Origin of the sequence: Niveibacterium sp. (genome assembly GCF_041909475.1) — a bacterium.
GTDB lineage: Bacteria > Pseudomonadota > Gammaproteobacteria > Burkholderiales > Rhodocyclaceae > Niveibacterium.
The window spans coordinates 55,710-78,494 of record NZ_JAYRDJ010000021.1 but is presented as its reverse complement, the minus strand read 5'-3'; the positions used below and the strand labels follow the sequence as shown (position 1 = coordinate 78,494).

At 66.0% G+C, this 22,785-nt stretch carries 21 protein-coding genes and 2 tRNA genes; 21 read left to right on the top strand and 2 right to left on the bottom strand.

The features are described 5' to 3' along the window. The 11 genes from ACE3P0_RS14475 to ACE3P0_RS14425 form a co-directional block, all read left to right on the top strand. A partial coding sequence (locus tag ACE3P0_RS14475; RefSeq protein ID WP_374403398.1) for an acyl-CoA thioesterase occupies positions 1-333 on the top strand: 333 nt, incomplete at its 5' end. Further along, positions 330-1,007, top strand: a complete 678-nt coding sequence (gene tolQ, locus ACE3P0_RS14470) for a protein TolQ (protein ID WP_374403397.1) — start codon at positions 330-332, stop codon at positions 1,005-1,007. The genes ACE3P0_RS14475 and tolQ, both read left to right, overlap by 4 nt. A 79-nt stretch (positions 1,008-1,086) precedes the next feature. After that, positions 1,087-1,506 (top strand): ExbD/TolR family protein, encoded by a 420-nt coding sequence (locus tag ACE3P0_RS14465; protein WP_374403396.1) that lies wholly within the window; start codon positions 1,087-1,089, stop codon positions 1,504-1,506. Positions 1,507-1,518: 12 nt separating this feature from the next. Beyond that, a complete protein-coding gene (locus ACE3P0_RS14460; RefSeq protein WP_374403395.1) occupies positions 1,519-2,355 on the top strand; it encodes an energy transducer TonB in 837 nt (278 codons plus the stop codon). A gap of 18 nt (positions 2,356-2,373) precedes the next feature. After that, positions 2,374-3,669, top strand: coding sequence for a Tol-Pal system beta propeller repeat protein TolB (gene tolB, locus ACE3P0_RS14455; protein WP_374403394.1), 1,296 nt, complete (start codon positions 2,374-2,376; stop codon positions 3,667-3,669). 44 nt (positions 3,670-3,713) lie between these two features. Continuing rightward, positions 3,714-4,232: a peptidoglycan-associated lipoprotein Pal gene (pal, locus tag ACE3P0_RS14450; RefSeq protein WP_374403393.1), complete on the top strand. Its 519-nt coding sequence runs from the start codon at positions 3,714-3,716 to the stop codon at positions 4,230-4,232. A 1-nt stretch (position 4,233) separates the two neighbouring features. Continuing rightward, positions 4,234-4,971, top strand: coding sequence for a tol-pal system protein YbgF (ybgF, locus tag ACE3P0_RS14445; RefSeq protein ID WP_374403392.1), 738 nt, complete (start codon positions 4,234-4,236; stop codon positions 4,969-4,971). Then, a complete protein-coding gene (gene queE, locus ACE3P0_RS14440; RefSeq protein WP_374403391.1) occupies positions 4,968-5,636 on the top strand; it encodes a 7-carboxy-7-deazaguanine synthase QueE in 669 nt (222 codons plus the stop codon). The genes ybgF and queE overlap by 4 nt, the downstream gene beginning before the upstream one ends. 44 nt (positions 5,637-5,680) lie before the next feature. After that, a complete protein-coding gene (gene queC, locus ACE3P0_RS14435) occupies positions 5,681-6,367 on the top strand; it encodes a 7-cyano-7-deazaguanine synthase QueC (RefSeq protein WP_374403390.1) in 687 nt (228 codons plus the stop codon). Positions 6,368-6,440: 73 nt separating this feature from the next. Further along, positions 6,441-6,516 (top strand) — tRNA-Lys (locus ACE3P0_RS14430). Positions 6,517-6,539: 23 nt separating this feature from the next. Further along, positions 6,540-6,615: transfer RNA gene (locus tag ACE3P0_RS14425), tRNA-Lys, on the top strand. Positions 6,616-6,668: 53 nt separating this feature from the next. On the opposite strand, the gene ACE3P0_RS14420 is transcribed toward ACE3P0_RS14425, so the two are convergent. Beyond that, a complete protein-coding gene (locus tag ACE3P0_RS14420; protein WP_374403389.1) occupies positions 6,669-8,201 on the bottom strand; it encodes a helicase HerA-like domain-containing protein in 1,533 nt (510 codons plus the stop codon). A 157-nt stretch (positions 8,202-8,358) separates the two neighbouring features. Between ACE3P0_RS14420 and ACE3P0_RS14415 the strand changes: the two genes are divergently transcribed. The 10 genes from ACE3P0_RS14415 (at position 8,359) to ACE3P0_RS14370 (ending at position 17,648) form a co-directional block, all read left to right on the top strand. Next, a complete protein-coding gene (locus tag ACE3P0_RS14415) occupies positions 8,359-9,084 on the top strand; it encodes a YebC/PmpR family DNA-binding transcriptional regulator (RefSeq protein WP_172203278.1) in 726 nt (241 codons plus the stop codon). A 50-nt stretch (positions 9,085-9,134) separates the two neighbouring features. Continuing rightward, positions 9,135-9,374: a hypothetical protein gene (locus ACE3P0_RS14410; RefSeq protein WP_374403388.1), complete on the top strand. Its 240-nt coding sequence runs from the start codon at positions 9,135-9,137 to the stop codon at positions 9,372-9,374. A 7-nt stretch (positions 9,375-9,381) separates the two neighbouring features. After that, positions 9,382-10,239, top strand: a complete 858-nt coding sequence (locus ACE3P0_RS14405) for a DMT family transporter (protein WP_374403387.1) — start codon at positions 9,382-9,384, stop codon at positions 10,237-10,239. Then, positions 10,240-10,812 (top strand): crossover junction endodeoxyribonuclease RuvC, encoded by a 573-nt coding sequence (gene ruvC, locus ACE3P0_RS14400; protein ID WP_374403386.1) that lies wholly within the window; start codon positions 10,240-10,242, stop codon positions 10,810-10,812. An 82-nt stretch (positions 10,813-10,894) separates the two neighbouring features. Next, positions 10,895-11,878 (top strand): hypothetical protein, encoded by a 984-nt coding sequence (locus ACE3P0_RS14395; protein ID WP_374403385.1) that lies wholly within the window; start codon positions 10,895-10,897, stop codon positions 11,876-11,878. Positions 11,879-12,031: 153 nt separating this feature from the next. Then, the gene (locus ACE3P0_RS14390) at positions 12,032-12,793 is read left to right on the top strand and encodes a (Fe-S)-binding protein (RefSeq protein WP_374403384.1); all 762 of its coding nucleotides are present in this window, start codon (positions 12,032-12,034) and stop codon (positions 12,791-12,793) included. Then, on the top strand, positions 12,790-14,205 hold the full coding sequence (locus tag ACE3P0_RS14385) for a LutB/LldF family L-lactate oxidation iron-sulfur protein (protein WP_374403383.1): 1,416 nt from the start codon (positions 12,790-12,792) through the stop codon (positions 14,203-14,205). Before ACE3P0_RS14390 ends, ACE3P0_RS14385 begins: the two co-directional genes overlap by 4 nt. Beyond that, positions 14,202-14,807 (top strand): lactate utilization protein C, encoded by a 606-nt coding sequence (locus tag ACE3P0_RS14380; RefSeq protein ID WP_374403382.1) that lies wholly within the window; start codon positions 14,202-14,204, stop codon positions 14,805-14,807. Before ACE3P0_RS14385 ends, ACE3P0_RS14380 begins: the two co-directional genes overlap by 4 nt. 91 nt (positions 14,808-14,898) lie before the next feature. After that, complete coding sequence (gene nirJ / locus ACE3P0_RS14375; RefSeq protein WP_374403381.1) at positions 14,899-16,101, top strand: heme d1 biosynthesis radical SAM protein NirJ; 1,203 nt, start codon at positions 14,899-14,901, stop codon at positions 16,099-16,101. Further along, positions 16,101-17,648 carry a cytochrome D1 domain-containing protein gene (locus ACE3P0_RS14370; RefSeq protein WP_374403380.1) on the top strand — a complete coding sequence of 516 codons (1,548 nt, stop codon included), beginning with the start codon at positions 16,101-16,103 and terminating at the stop codon, positions 17,646-17,648. Before nirJ ends, ACE3P0_RS14370 begins: the two co-directional genes overlap by 1 nt. A 241-nt stretch (positions 17,649-17,889) precedes the next feature. On the opposite strand, the gene ACE3P0_RS14365 is transcribed toward ACE3P0_RS14370, so the two are convergent. After that, positions 17,890-22,722, bottom strand: a complete 4,833-nt coding sequence (locus ACE3P0_RS14365) for an EAL domain-containing protein (protein WP_374403379.1) — start codon at positions 22,720-22,722, stop codon at positions 17,890-17,892. Between the last annotated feature and the right edge of the window lie 63 nt (positions 22,723-22,785).

Here is a 22,785-nt window from a genome sequence, read left to right as displayed (position 1 = left end):
GCCCGCACCGAATGGCTGCGGGCGCTTGGTTTTGAAAAGCAGCAGTTGCGCGAGGAACGCGGGCTCGTTTTCGTCGTCCGCACGGTCGAAGCGGAATATCTGAAGAGCGGTGTGCTCGACGACGCGCTGACGGTGGAAACCTATGTCGCCGAGATGGGCCGCTCGAAGATCGTGTTTGCACAGACCATCATGCGCGGCAGCGAACGCCTGTTCGAATCCCGCGTCGGCGTAGTCTGCGTAGACTGGAACAAGCGCAAGCCGGCCTCGGTGCCGCCTGATATCCGGACGCTGATGGCGTCCAACCTTGACTCTCATTCGGAATCCCATCGATGACCGGAAACGATGACCTATCCATCCTTTCGCTGATCGCGCACGCGAGCATCGTCGTCCAGCTGGTGCTGTTGCTTTTGATCGTGGTGTCGCTGATGTCGTGGTACTGGATCTTCCGCAAGGGCATCGCGATCCGCGCCGCCCGCGCCCGCACGATGGAGTTCGAGCGCGAGTTCTGGAGTGGCGGAGATCTTGGCGCGATCTACCGCAGCGCCTCGGCCTCGCGCGAAATGGTCGGGCCGTTGGGGCGCATCTTTGAAGCCGGTTACCGTGAATTCGCCAAACTGCGCGGCCAGAACAACCTCGATGCGTCGGACATCATTGACGGCGCCCGCCGTGCGATGCGCGCGACCTATCAGCGCGAGCTCGACGACCTCGAAGCGCACACCGCATTCCTCGCGTCGGCGGGCTCCGTCAGCCCGTATGTCGGTCTCTTCGGCACCGTGTGGGGCATCATGCACGCGTTCAAGGGCCTCGGCGATGTGGGCTCGGCCACGCTGTCGCAAGTCGCACCGGGTATCGCCGAAGCACTGGTCGCCACGGCGATCGGTCTGTTCGCCGCGATCCCGGCGGTCGTCGCCTACAACCGCTTCGCCTACGACATCGACCGCCTCGCCACCCGCTTCGAGAGCTTCCAGGAAGAGTTCTCGAACATCCTGCAGCGCCAGTTGAAGTGATGGCCCCGCACTCAAGCATTCGTTCACGGGCCCTCCAAGGCACGCGCGCCGCCCGTGGGGCGACTAGGCTGGAGGCGCCATGAGCCGTCGTCCGCGCCGCATGATGAACCAGATCAACGTCGTGCCTTACATCGACGTGATGCTGGTGTTGCTGATCATCTTCATGGTCGCCACGCCGATGATGACCACCGGCAACGTGAACCTGCCGTCGGTCGGCAAGGCGCCGCAGCCGCCCGCACAGCCGATCGAAGTACACCTGGACGAGAACCTCCAGCTCTCGGTGCTCGACCGCGCACGCAAGGGCGCGCAGACGAAGGAAGTGAGCGAGAACGAACTCGTCGGTCTGCTGCAGGACGCCCAGGCACGCAACGCCGAACAGCCGGTGCTGATCGCGGCGGACAAGCGCGTCAAGTACGAGGCGGTGATGAACCTGATGGATCTGTTGCAGAAAAATCAGGTGCAGAAGGTCGGCCTGCTGGTACAGCAGGGCAAGCGCTGAGGATCGCCCGGCATGGAGTTCAACCCCGCGCTGCGAACGCCCGAGGAGCCCGGCAAATGGCTCTCGGCGGGCATGGCTGCGCTGGTACATCTGGTGCTCGTCGGCATCCTGTTCTGGGGTGTGAACTGGCAGCGCAAGGCGCCGGAATCCTTCGAGGTGGCACTGGTGCGCGCCAACACGCCCAGCGTGGCCAGCGAGCCTCCGCCCCCGCCGCCGCCCGCTCCGCGCGAAGTCGCGCCGGCACCAACGCCGAAACCCGTGCCGAAAGTCGAGGCCGAGCCGCCCAAGCCCGTTGCAAAACCGGATATCGCGCTGCCGACACCAAAGCCGGAAAAGAAGCCCGAGAAGAAAGTCGAGCCCAAACCGGAACCCAAGCCCGAGCCTAAGCCGGAGCCCAAACCGAAGCAGGACAGCAAGCCAGAGAAACGCGAACCCCAGCCCGACCTGCGTGCAGCAGCCGAGGCCGAAACCCGCGCGGTACAGGCCAAGGCGGCGCGCGAGGCCGCAAAGGTCCAGCAGGATCGCGCACTGAAGGAAGAGATGGCACGCCTGTCGGGTGCCAAGTCCGATCGCGCCCGCGACGACTGGGTCAACAAAATCCGCGTCAAGGTCCGCGGCAACATCGTTGTACCGCCGGGCCTTTCCGGCAATCCGGAAGCGGTCTTCATCGTCGAGCAGCTCCCGACCGGCGAGGTCATGGACGTCCGCCTGAAGACCAGCAGCGGCAACGCGACGCTGGACGCCTCGATCGAGCGGGCCATCCGCAAATCCAGCCCGCTGCCGTTGCCGGAGAAGAGCGATCTGTTCGAACGACGCCTGGAGCTGGCTGTGCGCCCGCTGCAGCAGTAGGAATCCCGAAGGCCCCCAATGACTTATAATCGCAAGATGCTCTCCCGACGTGACTTCCTACACACCGGCGCCGCTGTCGCCGGTCTTGCGGCAGTTCCGGCACACGCGCAGCTGCGCATCGAGATTACCGGCGCTGGTGCGCGGCAATTCCCGATCGCGGTCGCCGCCTTCGATGGCGAAGGCCTGCTGCCGCGTTCGATTTCCGACGTGGTGCGCGCCGACCTTGAGCGCTGCGGCCTGTTCCGTATCGTCGAAACAGGCCCTCAGCCAGTCGGGGAAACCGCCAAGATCGACTTCGGCAACTGGAAATACCGCGGCGCCGATGCCTTCGTAGCCGGCAGTGTTACGCGCATGGCCGATGGTCGGCTGACGGTTCGTTTCCGCCTGTTCGACACGACCAAGGCAGCCGATCTGGGCGGGCTTGAGCTGACGATCCTGACCGAACAGTTCCGCTATGCAGCGCACCGCATCGCCGACTGGGTCTACGAAAAATTGCTCGGCGAACCGGGCGTGTTCTCCACGCGCATTGCCTATGTCGTGAAGAACGGCCGCCAGTACCAGCTGCAGATCGCCGATGCCGACGGCCAGAACGCCAGCGCCGCCTTGGTTTCGGATGATCCGATCATCTCGCCGGCCTGGTCGCCGGATGGCACCCGGCTGGCCTATGTGTCGTTCCAGACGAAGAAGCCGGTGATCTACATCCACACGCTGGCAACGCGGCAGCGCACCGTGCTGTCGAACTTCAAGGGCTCTAACTCCGCACCCGCATGGGCGCCGGACGGCAGTCGTCTCGCCGTCGTGCTCACGAAAGACGGCATCTCGCAGATCTACGAACTGCGTGCCGACGGCAGTGGCCTGCGGCGACTGACGCAGTCGAGCGGCATCGATACGGAACCGCATTACTCGCCGGACGGTCAGTTCCTGTATTTCACATCCGACCGTGGCGGTTCACCGCAGGTGTACCGCATTCCGGCCGGCGGCGGCGATGCAACGCGCGTGACCTTTGAAGGTAGCTACAACGTCAGCCCGCATGTATCGCCGGACGGCAAGACGCTCGCCTACCTGACGCGCAGCGAAGGCCGCTTCCGTATTGCTTTGATGGATCTCGCCTCGCAGCAGGTACAGATCATTACCGACTCGGACAAGGACGAGTCGCCAAGTTTCGCGCCAAATGGCCGTCTGATCCTCTATGCCACCGAGGTCGGCGGGCGCGGCGTTCTGTCTGCGGTGTCCGCCGACGGGCGCGTCAAGCAGCGCCTCTCGGGTTTTTCCGGTGATGTCCGGGAGCCCGCCTGGGGCCCGCTGCCAAAATGAGTGGCATGGGCACTATTTTTTGAATAACACAGGAGCTTCACATCATGCGTAAACTGCTTCTCCCCTCCCTGCTCGCAGCCGCGCTCGCCGCTTGTAGCACCGCGCCGACCGAAACCACCGCACCGGTCGCCGACACCAAGCCGACCAAGCCGGCCGAAGTCACCAAGCCGGCTGAACCGGTCAAGGTTGACCCGCTGGCAGCGCTCAAGGATCCGAACAACATCCTGTCGCACCGCAGCGTCTACTTCGACTTCGACAAGTACGACATCCGCGTGATCTATCAGCCGATGATCGAAGCGCACGCCAAGTTCCTGGTGTCGAACCCGCAGCTGAAGGTCCTGATCCAGGGTAACGCCGACGAGCGCGGTTCGCGTGAGTACAACCTGGCGCTCGGCCAGAAGCGTGCTGAAGCCGTGAAGAAGGCCATGGGCCTGCTCGGCGCCAAGGATGCTCAAATGGAAGCAGTGTCGCTCGGCGAAGAAAAGCCGAAGGCCACCGGCCATGACGAAGCTTCGTGGGAGCAGAACCGTCGCGCAGACGTGCTGTACTCGGGCGAGTACTGATATGCGCGGCATTGCGCTCGCAATGCTGCTCGGCGCGGTTGCCCTTCCGGCCCGCGCCGGGCTTTTTGACGACGACGTCGCGCGCAAGCAGATCGAAGGCGTGCGCATCGATCATGAAAACCGGCTGGAAAAGCTCGAAGCCTCCGCACGGGGCCAGATCGAACTCGCCAACCAGATCGAAGCACTGAAGCAAGAGCTCGCGAAGCTGCGTGGCCAGATGGAAGTGCTGACCAACGACCTGGATCAAGCACAGAAGCGCCAGCGCGATTTTTACGTCGACCTCGACACCCGCCTGCGCAAGTTTGAAACCGCCGCAGTTGCCCCGGATGCCTCGCAGTCTGCACCCGCTGCACCCGTCGCAGACCCTGCGAACGAGACACACGATTACGAAGCAGCGCTGAATCTGGTCAAGGCCGGCAAGAACAAGGACGCAGCAGCCGCGTTCATCGCCTTCACGAAGGCGTATCCGAAGAGTACTTTCCTGCCGAGCGCGAACTTCTGGGCCGCCTCAGCGCTGTATCAGCAACGCGAAGTCGCTGAAGCGGCACGCTACTACGGCAAGACCGCCGACGGCTGGCCCGACGACGCTCGTGCACCCGACGCCCTGCTGGGCCTGTCGAACTGCCAGACCGAACTCGGCGACAAGAAAGGTGCGCGCGCCTCGCTCGAGAAGATCGTCTCGAAGTACCCGTCCAGCCCGGCCGCACAGACCGCGAAACAGCGCCTGGGCAAGAAGTGAGCAACGCCGTATCGTCGGTCGGCGCAACACGATTGCGCCTGACCGAAATCTTTTTTTCGCTGCAGGGTGAATCCACCCGCGTCGGCCTGCCAACCGTCTTCATTCGCCTGACCGGCTGCCCGCTGCGCTGCGTCTGGTGCGATACGACCTACTCCTTCACGGGTGGCGAATGGTTCACGATCGATGCGATCCTGGCCGAAACCGCCCGCCACGGCACGCGCACCGTGTGCGTCACCGGCGGCGAGCCGCTTGCACAGAAGGCCTGCCTGCCGCTGCTGACGGCACTCTGCGACACAGGCTATTCGGTATCGCTGGAAACCTCGGGCGCACTCGACATCAGCGCCGTCGATCCGCGCGTGTCGCGCATCATGGATCTGAAGGCACCGGGCTCCGGCGAGGTCGCACGCAACCTCGATACCAACATCCCGCTGCTGCGTTCCGACGATGAAGTGAAGATCGTCCTCGCCGACGAGGCCGACTATCTCTGGGCGCGGGAACAGATCGGCAAGCATGCGCTCACCGAACGCTGCACCGTGTTGCTATCGCCGGTGCAAGGCACGCTATCGCCCGCACAACTGGCTGAATGGGTGCTGCGCGATCAATTGCCGGTTCGCATGCAGGTACAACTGCACAAGGTGATTTGGGGCAACCAGCCCGGACGCTGAGCCCAAGGGCTCACATGACGCACACAATGCATCAAGGAACCACCATGACCGAACGACGCGCCGTCGTCCTGCTTTCAGGCGGGCTTGATTCGGCGACCTGCCTCGCCATCGCCCGCGCCGAGGGTTTCACGCCCTACGCGCTATCCGTCTCTTACGGCCAGCGGCACGCCGCCGAGCTGCAAGCCGCCGCCCGCGTTGCCGCAGCGCTTGGCGCTCGTGAGCACCGCACCGCGCAGGTCGACCTCGGTCAATTCGGCGGCTCTGCACTGACTGATGCCGCGATTGCGGTGCCCACCGGTGGCATCGAAGCCGGCATTCCAGTGACTTACGTACCCGCCCGCAACACCGTGATGCTGTCGCTCGCGCTGGGCTGGGCCGAAGTGCTGGGCGCCAACGACATCTACGTCGGCGTGAATGCGGTCGACTACTCGGGCTACCCAGACTGTCGTCCGGAGTTCATCGCAGCCTTCGAGGCGATGGCCAACCTTGCCACCAAGGTCGGTGTCGAAGGGGCTCGCATGCATATCCATGCACCGCTAATCGAACTCTCGAAAGCGCAGATCGTTCAGCGCGGTGTCGCGCTCGGCGTCGACTACGGCATCACCGTGTCGTGCTACCAGGCCGACGACGAAGGTCGCGCGTGCGGAGAGTGCGACGCCTGCCGCCTGCGCCGCGCCGGATTCGAGGCTGCGGGGCTGGCGGACCCGACCCGTTATCGCACAGCAGGCTGATTTTCAGTTTTCAGCGTCGATGTTGTTGACAGTGAAAATTCTGCGGACTATAATTATTTGCTCTGTTTGACATGGGTCGGTAGCTCAGTCGGTAGAGCAGCGGACTTTTAATCCGTTGGTCGCGAGTTCGAGTCTCGCCCGACCCACCAGTCCGAACAACGTAAAGCCCTTTGGGGGTATAGCTCAGTTGGTAGAGCAGCGGACTCTTAATCCGTAGGTCCAAGGTTCAAGTCCTTGTGCCCCCACCAGATTCAAGAAAAAGCCCAGTCTTCGGACTGGGCTTTTTCGTTGACCTCTCCCCTTAGCGGCGGCGCGACGACGAACCGCCGAGGATCGAACCGAGCACGCCACGAACGATCTCACGACCGACCTGGCTGCCCAGCGTGCGTGCGACGCTCTTCGCGACGGTCTGCACCAGGCCGTCATGCTGCGCGCCGCGCGGGCCAGTGGTGCCGAACAGGATGCCGCTCAACATACCGCCCAACCCGCCTCCCTCGGCAGCAGCTTGCCCCGTGGCCGGCGCGCCGGCCGCGGGCTTGCCAGCGCCGCCGCCTGCCGCAGTGGTACCACGCAGGCGCTCGTACGCCGATTCGCGATCGAGCACTTCTTCGTAGTGGCCGTAAAGCAGCGAGCCTTTGATCAGCGCGTCGCGCTCAGGAGCGGTGAGCGGACCGATGCGGGTACCCGGTGCGGTGATGTAGGCGCGCTCGACAACGGCGGGCCGACCCTTTTCGTCGAGGAATGACACCAGCGCCTCGCCAACACCAAGCTCGGTGATCGCCGTCGCCGCGTCGAACTTCGGGTTTGCGCGCAAGGTCTGCGCCGCGGTCTGCACCGCCTTCTGGTCGCGCGGCGTGAAAGCGCGCAGCGCATGCTGCACGCGGTTGCCAAGCTGGCCCAGCACCGTATCCGGGATGTCGAGCGGGTTCTGCGTCACGAAGTACACGCCGACCCCTTTGGAACGAATCAGTCGTACCACCTGTTCGATCTTTTCCAGCAGCGCAGGCGGCGCCTCGTTGAACAGCAGGTGTGCCTCGTCGAAGAAGAACACCAGCTTCGGCTTGTCGAGGTCGCCCACCTCCGGCAAGTGTTCGAACAGCTCGGCCAACATCCACAGCAGGAAGGTGGAGTACAGCCGCGGCGAACCGTACAGCTTGTCCGCCGCGAGGATGTTGATGACGCCGCGGCCCTTCTGATCGGTCTGCATCAGGTCGGCGATGTCCAGCATCGGCTCGCCGAAGAACTTGTCCGCCCCCTCCTGCTCGATCGACAGCAGGCCGCGCTGGATCGCACCGATCGAGGCCGCGGAGACGTTGCCGTACTCGGTGGTGAACTGTTTGGCGTTGTCGCCGACATGCTGGACCATCGCGCGCAGATCCTTCAGATCCAGCAACAGCAGCCCGTTGTCGTCGGCGATCTTGAACACCAGTTGCAGCACGCCGGCCTGCGTGTCGTTGAGGTTCAGCAGCCGTGCCAGCAGCAGCGGCCCCATGTCCGAGATCGTCGCGCGCACCGGGTGGCCAGCGCCGCCAAAGACGTCCCAGAACACCGTCGGACAAGCTTCGAACGCTGGCAACTCCGTGCCCAGCTGTTCGGCGCGCGCCTTGAGCTTGGGCGTTTCAGCGCCCGCTGCGCCGAGGCCGGAAAGGTCGCCCTTCACATCCGCCATGAATACCGGCACGCCGATGCGCGAGAAGGATTCGGCGAGCTTCTGCAGCGTCACGGTTTTGCCGGTACCGGTGGCGCCGGTGATGAGGCCGTGGCGGTTGGCAAGCTGGGGCAGCAGGGCGATGTCCTGCTGGTCGACGCGGGCAATGACGAGCGGTTCGGTCATGGCGGACTCCGTATGGCTGCGGGATTTGGCTGCGAGCGTAGCACGAGCGGCTGCGCCAGCCGCCCACGCGCCATGACGCAGCGCAAGCCGCGCGAGCCGCGCCACAGCGGCCCGAGGTGTAGAATCGCCGGCTTTGCGATTAACCGGAATCTGGATCATGGCGGGTCACTCGAAATGGGCCAACATCCAGCACCGCAAGGGCCGTCAGGACGCCAAGCGGGGCAAGGTGTTCACCAAACTGATCAAGGAAATCACGGTCGCTGCCAAGATGGGCGGTGGCGATCTCACGGCCAACCCGCGTTTGCGGCTGGCAGTCGACAAGGCAAAGGCCGAGTCGATGCCGAAGGACAACATCGAGAACGCGATCAAGCGCGGCACCGGCCAGCTTGAAGGCGTCACGTATGAAGAATGCCGCTATGAAGGCTACGGCATCGGCGGCGCGGCGGTGATGGTCGATTGCCTCACCGACAACAAGGTTCGCACCGTGGCGGACGTGCGCCATGCCTTCTCGAAGTACGGCGGCAACATGGGCACCGACGGCTGCGTGGCGTTCCAGTTCAAGCACTGCGGCACCCTGCTGTTCGCACCGGGCACCAGCGAAGACGCGCTGATGGATGCCGCGCTTGAAGCGGGCGCGGAAGACGTTGTGACGAACGACGACGGCTCGATCGAAGTCGTGACCGGTCCGTGGGAATTCTCGGCCGTCAAGGAAGCGCTGGAAGCAGCCGGCTTCAAGGCAGAGTTCGGCGAAGTCACGATGAAGGCGCTGAATGAAACGGTGCTCGCAGGCGACGAAGGCGAACGCATGCAGAAGCTGCTCGACGCACTCGACTCGCTGGACGATGTGCAAGAGGTCTACACCTCGGCCGCAATCGACGAGTGATTCACCCCCAGCCGGGCGCACCCAGCGCCCGGCAAACCCGGAGCTTCCGGATGAGCAATGCCCCGGTGATTGAACGGCGTACGGACAGCGCACTGCGCGCCAAGGTCGACGCCGCTTACGCGCTGATCGCCCCGTTCTTCGACCCCGCGAACCAATGGGCTGGCCGCTCGCAGGACATGCTTGCCTACCGCACGCTACGCGACCGCATGCCCGAGCTCGACGCCAACCAGGCGCACCTGATCGTCAGCGTTGCGCGCCGCATGGCGCGCGAACGCGGCCTGCCCGGCTAAGCGCCGCATGGCACGCCTGACCCCGCTGCTCTTCGTGCTGCTGTGGAGCAGCGGCTTCATCGGCGCCAAACTCGGCCTGCCGTACGCCGAGCCCCTCACCTTCCTGCTGCTACGCTACCTGCTGGTGATTGCGCTGCTGTCGCTGCTTGCCTTCGCCACCCGCGCGCCGTGGCCACGTGACGCGCGCCAGATCGCGCATATCGGCGTAAGCGGGCTGTTGGTCCATGCGCTCTACCTTGGGGGTGTATTCACCGCGATCCACCACGGCCTGCCCGCGGGCATCACGGCCTTGGTGGTCGGCATACAGCCCCTGCTGACGGCGCTTGTTGCCGGCCTGTTGCTCGGCGAGCACGTGAGCAGGCGGCAGTGGGCCGGCCTCGCGCTTGGCTTCGCCGGCGTCGCGATGGTGGTCGCACACAAGACCGGCAGTGTTGAACTGGCCACGCTGGGCGGCATGATCCTGCCCGCGCTCGCAGCCCTGCTGGGCATTACGCTCGGTACGCTGTATCAGAAGCGCTTCTGCCCGCACTTCGATCTGCGCACTGGCGCCGTCGTGCAGTTCGGCGCCAGTGCGTTGGTGACCTTGCCGGTCGCGCTCGCGACCGAAACGATGCAGGTGCAATGGCATGGCGCTTTCGTCTTCGCGCTCGGCTGGCTCGTTTTGGTGCTCTCAATCGGCGCCATCACGCTGCTGAACCTGCTGATCCGCCGCGGCAGCGCGGTTAACGTGGCGCGGCTGTTCTATCTGACGCCGCCAACGACCGCGCTGCTCGCCTGGGCGATCTTCGGCGAAACTCTCAACGGCCTCGCGCTGGCGGGCATGCTCGCGGCCGTAACCGGCGTGTGGCTGGCAAAGGGGCGTTGAATGCAATCGACCGACGCGATCCGCATCCTCGGCATCGACCCGGGCTTGCAGAGCACCGGCTTTGGCGTGATCGACAAGCGCGGGTCAAAACTCAGCTATGTCGCCAGCGGCTGTATCCGCACCAACGAGCGCGAGCCACTGCCGCAGCGCCTTGGCGTGGTGTTCGACAGCATCCGTGAAGTGATCGCCGAGTACGCCCCACACCAGGCCGCGATCGAAGAAGTCTTCCTCAACAAGAATCCGTGGTCGACGCTGTTGCTGGGCCAAGCACGCGGCGCCGCGATTGCAGCGATGACGACCGCCGGCCTGCCGGTGGCGGAATACGGCACGATGCAGATCAAGAAGGCCGTCGTCGGCCAAGGCCGTGCCACGAAGGATCAGGTGTCGCACATGGTGGTACGCCTGCTCACCCTCTGCGGCGTGCCGCAGTCGGACGCGGCCGATGCTTTGGCATGCGCGATATGCCATGCACATACCGGCTCAAGTCTCGTGCCTGCGGTATCCGGCCACGACCGACGACGCGCCGGCCGCGTAGTCTCGCGCGCGCCCCTTAAGCGACTACTACCGTCCTGACACAGCCCGCGCTGCGACATCCGCACTTGAATCTGGAATCCGTGCCTGTAACCATGCGGGCACTTAATCCAAGGAGCCCTTCATGCACCAAAGGCACATGTTTTCGACTGCAGTCGCCGCATCGTCCCTGTTACTCCTCGCCGCCTGCGGGGGTGGAAGTGGCGGCGATACGCCGGCGCAAACAACGCCCCAGCAGATCAGCGCCGAGAACATGGACGCCACAGCGGCCATCGTGGTCGATACGGTGCTCGCCAGCGGCTCCGTCGGCGCCATGGCCGACAAGTACGTGTTGGGTTCGACGGTGTCGGGCTCAGCGCAGGTCCGGACTGCCGCCGACGCGCTGGGCCTAACCCCTCGCGCGGCGGCGCGGACGTCTCAGATTTCGAATGACTGTTGGCCCAGCGGCAACATCGGCGCGCAACTCGACGACGTCAACAACAACCGAATTCTGGACACCGGCGATACCGCAGCGCTGACCTTCAACGCATGCTCCGATGGCAGCAAGACAGTCAATGGCGTCTACACCCTAGGCGTGACCGCTGCTGACGGCAACTTCCAGCTCGGCACCGGACAGATGGGCTTCGCGATCACCATCACCAATTTCAAAGTGGCCCAAGGCAGCGAGCAGATTGGCCTGAGCGGCAAAGCGATACTGAACATCGCGCAGGATTCGACGACGCGCTCCACCGCCGTATTGACGCTCAGCAACGTTACGCTGAGCAGCGCGGGCGGTAGCTCAGGCGCCGCGACTGTCTCGATCCCCACCGCCACGCTGAACACCGTGCTCAACGGCAGGAGCGTCAGCATGACTGCGTCGGAACAGGTCGACATCACGCACAGCGCCTATACCGGCAAGCTCGCGATCGTGACCGAGCAGGCGGTGTTCTACACCGACTCCGCCGACCCCTACCCGAGCGCCGGACGCATCCGCACCAGCACCGGCAAGAGCACGCTATGGCTGACCTACCTGGGGGGTGACGCGGCCCAGCTGGATCTGGATGCAAACGGCGACGGCGGCGTGGATACGACCAAACAAGTAAAGCTCAGCGAGCTCGACAAGCTCTGACGATCACCGACACAGCAGCCCTGCCGCCCCGCATCGCCGGGGCGGTTTTGTTTATGGCGATGCCGCTTTATCTTCGCCGCAACGGTTTCGCTTGAGGCCCGCGCGGCAGCGGCCTAGCATCGACCCACGTCGACGCTTCCTGAGGGGCCCTGCATGTCCGAATCGCCGCGGGTCGGTTTGTTCGCCACCTGCCTGATGAACGTCTTCCGCCCGAACATCGGCTTCTCGGCGGTCGCATTGCTCGAACGCGCGGGCTGCAAGGTATCGGTGCCGATGGCGCAGACCTGCTGCGGCCAGCCGGCCTGGTCGGCGGGTGATGACGACACTGCTCGCGCGCTGGCGCGTCAGGTAATCGAACAGTTCGAGGGCTTCGACTACGTCGTCGCGGCCTCGGGCTCCTGCATCGGCACGCTGCGCAAATACCCCGAGATGTTCGCATCCGACCCGGACTGGGCGCCCCGCGCACTGGCGCTGGCGGGCAAGTCACACGAGCTGCTGAGCTTTCTTGCGGATGAGCTTAAGGTGAATGTCGATAGTGCCTATCCGGGCCGCGCGAGCTACCACGATTCCTGCAGCGGCCTGCGGGAGCTGGGCGTGAAATCGCAGCCCCGTTCGCTGTTGGGCAAGGTGAAGGGCCTGTCGCTGCTGGAAATGGACGATGCGGAGGTGTGCTGCGGTTTCGGCGGCAGCTTCTGCGTGAAGTACCCGGCGATTTCGGAAAAGATGGTGGACGACAAGATCCGCTCGCTGGAAGCGACCGGCGCGGACACCCTGCTGGGCGGCGATCTGGGCTGCTTGCTGAACATCGCCGGGCGGCTCAAGCGCAAAGGCTCGCGCATCCGCGTGCTGCATACCGCCGAGGTGCTCGCCGGCCGCGCAGATGGCCCCGCGATCGGCGACGAGGAGCCGCGATGAATCCCGCCGCCGGCAGCTTCGAATCGCGCGCGGCGCTCGCACTGAAGGACGCCTCGCTGCAGAAGGCACTCGGCAACTTCAAGCCACTGTTCGTCGCCAAACGTGCCAGCGCTGTGGCCGAGCTTGCGGACTTCGAGGCGCTGCGCGAGCGTGCGGCGCAGATCAAGAATGCGGTGCTCGGTGAACTGGACGTCTGGCTGGAACGCTACGCCGCCGCGGTAGAGGCCGCTGGCGGCAAGGTGCATTTCGCCAGTGATGCGGCCGAGGCGCGCGAGATCATCCTCGGCATCTGCCGCGACGCCAACGCGAAGACGATCTGCAAGGGCAAATCGATGGTCAGCGAGGAGATTGCGCTGAACCCGGCACTGGAAGCCGCGGGCTACGAGGTCGTCGAGACCGATCTGGGCGAGTACATCATCCAGCTCGCACAGGAACCGCCCTCCCACATCATCGCGCCGGCAATCCACAAGACGCGCGAGCAGGTGGCGGATCTGTTCGAGGCGCACCACCCCGGGCGGGCGCGTGAAGAATCCGTCGCCGGGCTGGTGAATGAAGCGCGCCATGTGCTGCGCGAGAAGTTCTTCCGGGCCGATGTCGGCATCACCGGCGGCAACTTCCTGATCGCCGAAACCGGGAGCAGCGTCATCGTCACCAACGAGGGCAACGGCGACCTGTCGCAGACGCTGGCGCGGGTGCATATCGTCACCTCGGGCATCGAGCGCGTGCTGCCGACGCTGGACGACCTCTCGGTGTTCCTGCGCATCCTCGCGCGCAGCGCAACCGGGCAGGACACCGAGTGCTACACCACGATCTCGACCGGCCCGCAGCGCGCGGGCGACCCGGACGGGCCGCAGGAATACCACGTCGTACTGGTCGACAACGGCCGCTCGAAGATGCTGGGCGGCAAGTTCCGCGACATGCTGCGCTGTATCCGCTGCGGTGCTTGCATGAACCATTGCCCGGTATACAGCGCCATCGGCGGCCACGCCTACGGCTGGGTTTATCCGGGGCCGATGGGGGCAATCCTGACGCCGCTGTTCAACGGGCTGGCCGAGCACTACGACCTGCCCAACGCCTGCACCTTGAACGGGCGCTGCCAGAGCGTGTGCCCGGTGAAGATTCCGCTCACCGAGCTGATCCGCACGCTGCGCAGCGAACAGGTGAAGGCGGGCCTGATGCCAGCACGGCAGCGCACGCTGATGGCGGCCTGGGGCTGGGTGGCCCGGCAGCCGGGGCTGTACCACGCGCTGGAGCGCTTCGGCAGCCGGCTGCTGAGAGCGCGGGCCGGCAAGACGGGGCGTATCGCTTCGCTGCCCGGCGCGGGAGCCTGGACTGGCATACGCGATCTGCCGGCGCCCAGCGGCGCCACCTTCCTCGAACAGTGGCAGCAGCAACGCGGGGGCGAACAATGAGCCGCGAGCAAGTGCTGGTCAGCATCCGCTTTGCGCTTGCGAACGCGGGCATCTGCCCGCCGGGGCTGCCGGCTGCCCGGCCAACGCAAGCCATTGCCGATCCGCTGGCACGCTTCATCGAACGCGCCACGCTGCATGCGTGCAGCCATGAGCGGCTCGCCAGCCTGGCCGAGGTACCAGCGCGCGCGCTGGCGTGGCTTGCGACGCGCGGCGTGCCGAGCGCACTCTCGGTTGCCGCGCCGCTGGGAGGTTTGAACTGGCCTGCCGATGTGCGCGTCGACACCGGTGCCGCCAGCGAGGCCACCGTCGCCGCAGTGTCGCTCGCCTTCGCCGGTATCGCAGAAAGTGGCACGCTGGTGATGCACAGCGGGCCCGAGTCGCCAATCACGCACAACTTCGTGCCGGAGTTCCAGGTGATCGTGTTGCACCGCGAAGACCTGCTGCCGGACCAGGAAGCAGTGTGGGCGAAGCTGCGGGCGACAGGCGCAATGCCGCGCGCGCTGAACCTGATTGCCGGGCCCTCGCGCACCGGCGATGTGGAGCAGACGATACAGATCGGCGCGCATGGGCCGCGGGCCGTCCACCTGCTGCTGGTCGGTTGAGGTGACAAGCGGCCCGGCGCCGTTGATGGCAGTCAAGGCTGGCGCGGGGCGCGGCTCCTAACCTGCGCTCACACCTCGGGGGAGTCGTCCAATGTTCCGCATCAGCCAGTACATGCAGTTGATCGCCGCGCTCGAACGCGGCGAGGCCCCGCCCCGCGTGCGCAGCGGTGCACCGGCCGGGCCGGTGGTGATCTGGAACCTGATCCGCCGCTGCAACCTGACCTGCCGCCACTGCTACTCGATTTCGGCGGACACCGATTTCCCCAACGAACTGAGCACCGAGCAGGTGTTCCGCGCGATGGACGACCTCTACGCTGCCGGCGTACGGGTACTGATCCTCTCCGGCGGCGAGCCGCTGCTGCGGCCGGACATCTGGCAGATCGCGGATCGCGCCAAGACAATGGGCTTCTACGTCGGGCTGTCGACCAACGGCACGCTGATCGACGCCACCCTGGCCGAGCGCGTCGCGGCGCAGGGCTTCGACTATGTCGGCATCAGCCTCGACGGCATCGGCGCGACGCACGACCACTTCCGCCGCAAGGAAGGCGCCTTCGACGCATCGCTCGCCGCGATCCGCCAGTTACATGCGCTGGGCGTGAAAGTCGGCGCGCGCTACACGATGACAGAGGGCAACGCACACGACTTCGAGCCGCTGCTGGACCTGTGCGAGCGCGAGGGGATCGACAAGTTCTACTTCTCGCACCTGAACTACGCGGGCCGCGGCAACAAGAACCGCAAGACCGACGCACAGCACGCAACGACGCGGCGCGCGATGCAAACACTCTTTGCGCGAGCGCTCGCCGATGCACAGGCCGGTGGCACCCGCGAATACGTCACCGGCAACAACGATGCCGACGGCGTGTTCCTGCTGCAGTGGGTACATCGCCACTTTCCGCAGCACCATGCGATCGTCGCCGAGCGACTGGTGCGCTGGGGCGGCAATTCGTCCGGCGTGAATGTCGCGAACATCGACAACCTCGGCGTGGTGCACCCGGACACGATGTGGTGGCACTACCCGCTCGGCAACGTGAAGACGCGCCCCTTCGGCGAGATCTGGGCCGACACCAGCGACCCGCTGATGGCCGGCCTCAAGCAGCGCCCGCGCCCGGTCACCGGACGCTGTGGTGCCTGCGCCTATCTGGCGATCTGTAACGGCAACACCCGCACCCGCGCACAACAGCTCACCGGCGATTTCTGGGCCGAAGACCCCGGCTGCTACCTCAGCGATGAAGAGATCGGCGTTGAGCATGCACCGGCGCCGCGCGTGAGCATTCCGCTGGTGGAGGCCCGCTGATGCGCCGCCTGCTCGCTGCCGCCCTTCTGAGTTTCGGCACCCTCGCCCAGGCCGCCGACCCCGCCGCGCTGTTCCAGCAGCATTGCGCCAGCTGCCACGGTGCCGACCGGCTCGGCCTCATGGGGCCGGCGCTGCTGCCCGAAAGCCTGGAGCGGCTGAAAAAGCCGGAAGCGATCAAGACCATCCGCGACGGCCGCCCCGCAACCCAGATGCAGGGCTTCGCCGACCGGCTGGCCACCGCCGACATTGAGGCGCTGGCAAGCTGGCTCTACACACCGGTGGCCCCCGCACCACACTGGACCGAGGCAGACACCGCTGCATCGCGCATCGTCCATTTCGCGCCGGGCAGCCTGCCCGATACGCCGCAGTTCAAGGCCGATCCGCTGAACCTCTTCGTCGTGGTCGAGGCCGGCAACTCCACCGTCAGCATCCTCGACGGCGACCGCTTCGAACGGCTGGATCGTTTCCCGTCCAAGTTCGCGCTGCACGGCGGGCCGAAGTTCACGCCGGACGGCCGCTATGTGTTCTTCGCTTCGCGCGATGGCTGGGTCAGCAAGTACGACCTCTACAACCTGAAGACGGCCGCCGAGATCCGCGTCGGGCTGAACACCCGTAACGTCGCAGTGTCGGCCGACGGCAAGTTCGTCGCCGCCGCGAACACGCTGCCGCGCACCATCGTGCTGATGGATGCCGAGCTCAAACCGATCAAGACAATCTCGGTCGCCAACCTCAAGGGCGATCAAGCGTCGCGCGTCGCCGCAATCTACGACGCCGGCCCGCGCAAGAGCTTCGTCGCCGCGCTGCGCGACATTCCCGAGCTGTGGGAGATCAGCTACGACCCGAAGGCCGAGCCGATCCACGACGGCTATGTGCATGACTACAAGATGGGCGAAGCGATTGCCAAGCCCGGCTACCTGAACGTGCGACGCATCCCGCTCGAAGAGCCGATGGAGGATTTCTTCTTCGACCCCGCCTACCGCGACGCAATCGGCGCTGCGCGCAGCGGCGGCCGTGCGCAGGTAGTGAACCTCGATGCGCGTATCAAGATCGCCGAACTGCCGGTGGCCGGCATGCCGCATGTCGGGTCCGGCATCACCTGGTCGCACGAGGGTTCAACCGTGCTCGCCACGCCGAACCTGCGCGAGAGCGTGATCTCCGTGATCGACATGAGGAACTGGCGCGAGATTGCACAGATCCCCGCGCTCGGCCCCGGCTTCTTCCTGCGCAGCCACAGCACCACGCCCTACGCCTGGGCCGACGCGATGATGAGCCCGAAGAAGGACACCATGCTGTTGATCGACAAGGCGACGCTCAAACCCGCCGGCACGATCACCCCCGCCCCCGGCAGGACCGCCGCCCACGTCGAGTTCGACCGCACTGGCCGCCACGCCGTGGTCAGCATCTGGGAACGTGAAGCCGACGGGGGCGCGTTGGTGATCATCGACGCGAAGACGTTGAAGGAAGTCAAACGCCTGCCCGCCGACAAGCCCGTCGGCAAATACAACGTCTGGAACAAAACTCAGAAGGACGAAGGCACAAGCCATTAGGCTTGGGCCTTCGCGCTACGAAGGGACGCGCCGCGGAGCGGCGTGAGTTCGCGCAGCGAATTTAAGTCACTGACTAGTACCTTCGCGCTACGAAGGCACGTCCACGCGAAGCGGGGGCCAATGCGCATCGCGCATTGAAGTTACTGACTCGTACCTTCGCGACACGAGAGGACTCTCCGTGTAGCGGTCTCCATTCGCGCCGCAAAGCGGCCGCCGATCGCTGCCGCGCAGCGGCACGCCTTCAAACAATGCCGATCAGCACGCGCACCTGGCCGAACAACTGGTCGCGGGTCTGCTGCATCTCGGCAAACGCGCGTTGTGCGGCCGCGGAGTCACCAGCCCGAAGCTGCGTCGCCACGGCGTCGGCCTGCCCGTGCAGCAGGTCGTGCAACTCGCGAATCGCCGCGAGGCCGGCACGCTGCGGGTCGGCCTCCTGTTCTAGCCAGCGCCCGAGTCGGCACTCGGTCGCAAGCAGATACGGGAAGTGGGCGGCGCCGTCGGGTTGTGCGAGCAGGGAGCGAATGCGCTCCATCCACTGGTAGTGCTCGACCTCGGCGCCAAGCAGCGCAAAGTCCTCGCGCGCGAGCCGCCGCACCTGCTCGCCCCAGCTCTCGAACGGCCGGTAGTTGCGCACCCATTCGACCAGCTCGCCCGCCGGCATGGGGCGCGCGATCGCGTAACCCTGAGCCTGATCGCACCCGAGCGCGAGCAGGATCAGGCCGTGCTGCTCGGTCTCAACCCCCTCGGCAACCACGGTCCTGCGGAACACGCGCGAGAGGCCGATCACGCCCTCGACGATGGCAAGGTCCTCGGGGTCGTGCAGCATGTCGCGGATGAAGCTCTGGTCGATCTTGATGACCTCGGCCGGCAGGCGCTTGAAGTAGGACAGCGATGAGTAGCCGGTGCCGAAGTCGTCGATGGCCGCACCGATACCCAAGCGCTGGCAGGCTTCGATGACACTGCCGACATGCTGCAGATCTTCGATGGCGGCAGTTTCGAGAATCTCCAGTTCGAGTGCGTGCGCGGGCACATCGGGGTAGTCGAGCAAGGCACGCTCGATGAAACCGACGAGGTTGGCGCTCTGCAAGTGGCGCGCAGCGATGTTCAGGCTCACCTGCAGCCGCAGCCCTTCCGCCTGCCAGCCGCGCAGGCAGCGCAGCGCTTCGCCGATGACCCATTCGCCGAGGGTGATCGAAAGCGGATGGTCTTCGATCTGCGGCAGGAAGGCAGATGGCGGCAGCAGCCCGCGCACAGGATGCTGCCAGCGCACCAGCGCTTCGACGCCGATCACCTTGCCGGCACGCAGATCGACTCGCGGCTGGAAGTGCAGCACCAGCTCGCCAGCGCTGATCGCCTTGTCGATCTCGCCGATCAGCGCACGTTCCTCGCGGGCTCGCCGGTCCAGTTCCGCATCGAACAGGTGGTAGCGGTTGCCGCCGCCCTGCTTCGCGACATACATGGCCTGGTCGGCATGACGCAGCAACGTGTCGGGGTCGGCACCGTCGGCGGGGAACACCGTCACACCAATGCTGGCGGAGATCTCGACCACCGCGCCATCGAGCCGGTAGGGCGCCGCCACTTCGGCGAGCACCCGCCGCAGCACCTGCTCGCATTCGGCAAAGTCGTTCAGATCGTGCAGCAACAACACGAACTCGTCGCCGCCGATCCGCGCCACGGTATCGCCACCGCGCAATACGCCGCGCAGGCGGTTCGCCACATCGACCAGCAGCACATCGCCAGCCTCATGCCCCAGATGGTCGTTGACCGGCTTGAAGCCGTCGAGGTCGAGATAGGCCACGGCCAGCATGGCTTGCGAGCGCCCTGACTGTTGCAGCGCCAGCTGCAGGCGGTCGGCCAGCAACACGCGGTTGGGCAGGCGGGTCAGCGCATCGTAGTGCGCGAGGTGAGCGAGGCGTTGCTGCTGCTCCTTGAGCAGCGTGACGTCGTTGAACACCACGATGCCGGCGATCACCGTGCCGTCCGCCGCGCGCACCGGTGCGGCGTTCGCGGTGACCCAGCGATCGCGGCCCTCCGGATCACGCACGATCAGCTCGGCATTCTCAGTGACCTCCAGCCCCTGAACGGCCCGCGCGATCGGCCAGTTCGCCGTCTCGCAGAGGCTGCCATCCGGGTTGAAGACCTGCCAGCCCTGCATGAAGGCAATCACCGATGCGTCATCCTCACCCGGCGCCATGCCGCGCAGATGAACGGCCGCCGGGTTGGCCATGCGCAGACGCATGCTGGGCGCATCGACGATCAGGATGCCGGCCGGCGACTGGGCGATCGCCGCCTGCAGCAGCACCCATGCGCGCTCACGTTCAAGTTCGGCCTGGTGGCGGGCTGTCACGTCCTCGCCGATGCTGGCCACGCCGATCACGACACCGTCGGCGTCGCGCAACAGCGTGTTGTTCCATGCAATCAGGCGATGGCTGCCGTCACGGCAGCAGATCTCGTTCTCGAATTGATCGATTGCGCGACCCTCGGCCTGCAGCTTGGTGATCACCGCGCGAACCGTATCGCGCTGCGCGGCGGGAACCACGAGCGCAAACCAGTCCTGTCCAATCAGTTCGTCTGCGCGATAACCCAGCAACTGCAGCAGGAAGGCGTTGCAGAAGCTCACCCGCCCTTGCAGGTCAAGCTGCACTGCGGCGAGCTTCACATTCGCCAGCATGTCGCTGAACCGCCGCTCGGAAGCACGCAGCCGCGCTTCGACCCGCTTCACGCCGGATATATCTGCCGCCGACAGCACCACGGCCAGCACACGGCCCTTGTCGCTTACCGGGGTCAGCTCGGTCAGGTAGTGATGGATGCGCCCCTGCGGGTCGGGCAGCGCGTACTCCACCGTGCGGCTGTGGCCGCTCTGCCAGACCTGATCGAGCGTGTTCGCGATCCAGCCCTGCATCTCGGGCGGGAACCAGGCAACCAGACGGGTGCCGAGCACTTCCTCGTCGAGCAGCCCGTCGTAGGTGCGGTTGACGAAGCGGATCACGCCCTCGGCGTCGATTTCGTACAGATAGGCCGATGCCGCCGAGGTGATCGCGCGCAGCCGTCGTTCGCTCACCGCGAGCTGCTCCGACACGGCATGCCGCGCGGTGATATCCAGCGCCACGCCACGCAGCAGCGTGTCACCCTCGTGCGGCGAAAGCCGGGTCACGATGTTCTGCAGCCACAGGATTCGCCCGTCCTGCGCGCGCACACGGAACTCGATTTCGAAACCAGGCTCACCACGCGCGATCGCCTCGGACAGACGGGCCTGCACCGACTCGCGGTCTTCCGGTGGAATGCAGCGCAGCCAGAAGTCCGGCCCGAGCCAGTCACTCGCCGGGTAGCCGAGCAACGCGACGACCCGATCGCTGATGAAGGTCAGCCCGCGCGGGCCGCGCTCGGCCTCCCAGATCACGCCGTCGAGCGAATTCACCAGTTCGGCGTAGCGCCGTTGTGCCGCGCTGAGTTCGGCGGTGCGCTGCGCGATCAGCTCCTCGACACGCCGCGTGCGGCCCGCAGACGTGAGCACAAAGGCCACCAGCAGGGCGCTTCCAACCGCCCCGAAGAGAGGCGCCCACCAGCGCAGCACGCCGCTCTGCGCCGCGAGGTAAGAGTTCTGTGCCGCAAGGCGCAAGGTCCATGAACGGTCGGCCACGTTGAAGGACGCGCGCGACACGAAAGCGCCTTCGCCCAGTTGCTCGCAGCCCGGCGCACCTGCGATCCGGATGACCGTGCTGTCGCTGGTGTCGGACAGGCAAAGTTGCAGACCGGCAGGTGTGGAGGCCTGCAAGTGCTGCACCAGGTCGTCGAGCGAGAACGCGGCAAATACCACCCCGCCCCCCTTGCTGCCGCGCGCGGGCGGCTCAGCCGCCGAGCTGCCGTAGGCGAGATACACGACGATGCCGCGCTCATCCGGCCCGCGCTGCTGGGCAAGCCGGAACGGCTGCGTGGCGGCCGCGCGCTCGCGTTCTTGCGCGCGCAGCGCTGCGGCGCGTGACGCCGCCACCGTAAAGATGTCCAGCCCCAATGCATCGCGGTTCACGCCAGTCGGCTCGATCGCGGTAATCACCAAACGCTCGCGGGCCTCCCCTGCGGGCGCAGGGCGCCGCACCCCGGCCGCGTCGCGCACGATGATGCGGAAGTCGCTCAGGCCAGATGCTCGCTGCCGCGCGAGCAGGGCCGGAACTTCGGCCGGCACGACATGCTCGGCACGCCCCAGCGCCAGCACCGCCGCATCGCGCGCCAGCCAGGGGCGCACAAAGTGGCTGAATTCATCGCGCGTGACATCGTCGGAGTTCTCGATGAATTGCCGGATGCTGCCCAGCACATCGACGGGCGACTGCAGGCTGTCGCGCAGACCGCGCAGAGCGAAGGCGGCATCGCGTTCGAGCGCGCGATCGACGCGGCTGCGCTCCCATTCGGCGAACTGCAGGAAGAGCACGACCAGCGCCGCCACCGAGGCCACGATCGGCACACCCACCGCCGCACGGCGGCCGAACCAGCTATCGCCCGGCCGCGCGAGCACCAGCAGCGTCAGCGGCGTGAAGGTCATCGCGCCAACCGCATCGCCCAGCCACCAGTTCCACCAGGAATAGGGCAACTCGCGCAACGGCAGCCGCCCGAGGCCATGCAGCGCCGGCAGCGCCAGGCTGGCCGCCACGGCACAGCCCAGCACCACTGCGCCAACGAAACGGATCACGGCGAGCGGCTCGTCGAGCCGCAGCGAGCCGCCCACCAGGCGTTGCACCAGCCATGCGCCCGCCCAGGCCTGCAGCATCACTGCGAGCGCAATGGCAGCAGCCGGCGCCGGCAACAGCTCGGCCGACAAGGTATAGCCGTGCAGCAGGTTGAGCAGCAGCGCGCCGAGGAACACGCCCGGCAGGAGCCGGCGCCCGAACACCAGCACCGCGCCGAGCGCGATGCCCGCAGGCGGGAACAGCGGCGACGCGTAACCGGGCGGCACGGCAAGCATCAGACTGAGCGAGCCCACCGCGAGATAGCTAAGACAGAGCAGCAGGTTGCCGCGCAGCAAGGCTGCGCCGCCCAGGCTGCGCGCGCTGGCGCCCGACTCGGTGATTCGACCGATCAAGCTCAATCTGGGGCGGCCCCCCCGGGGGGGGGGGGGGGGCGGGGGGGGGGGGGGGGGGGCGGG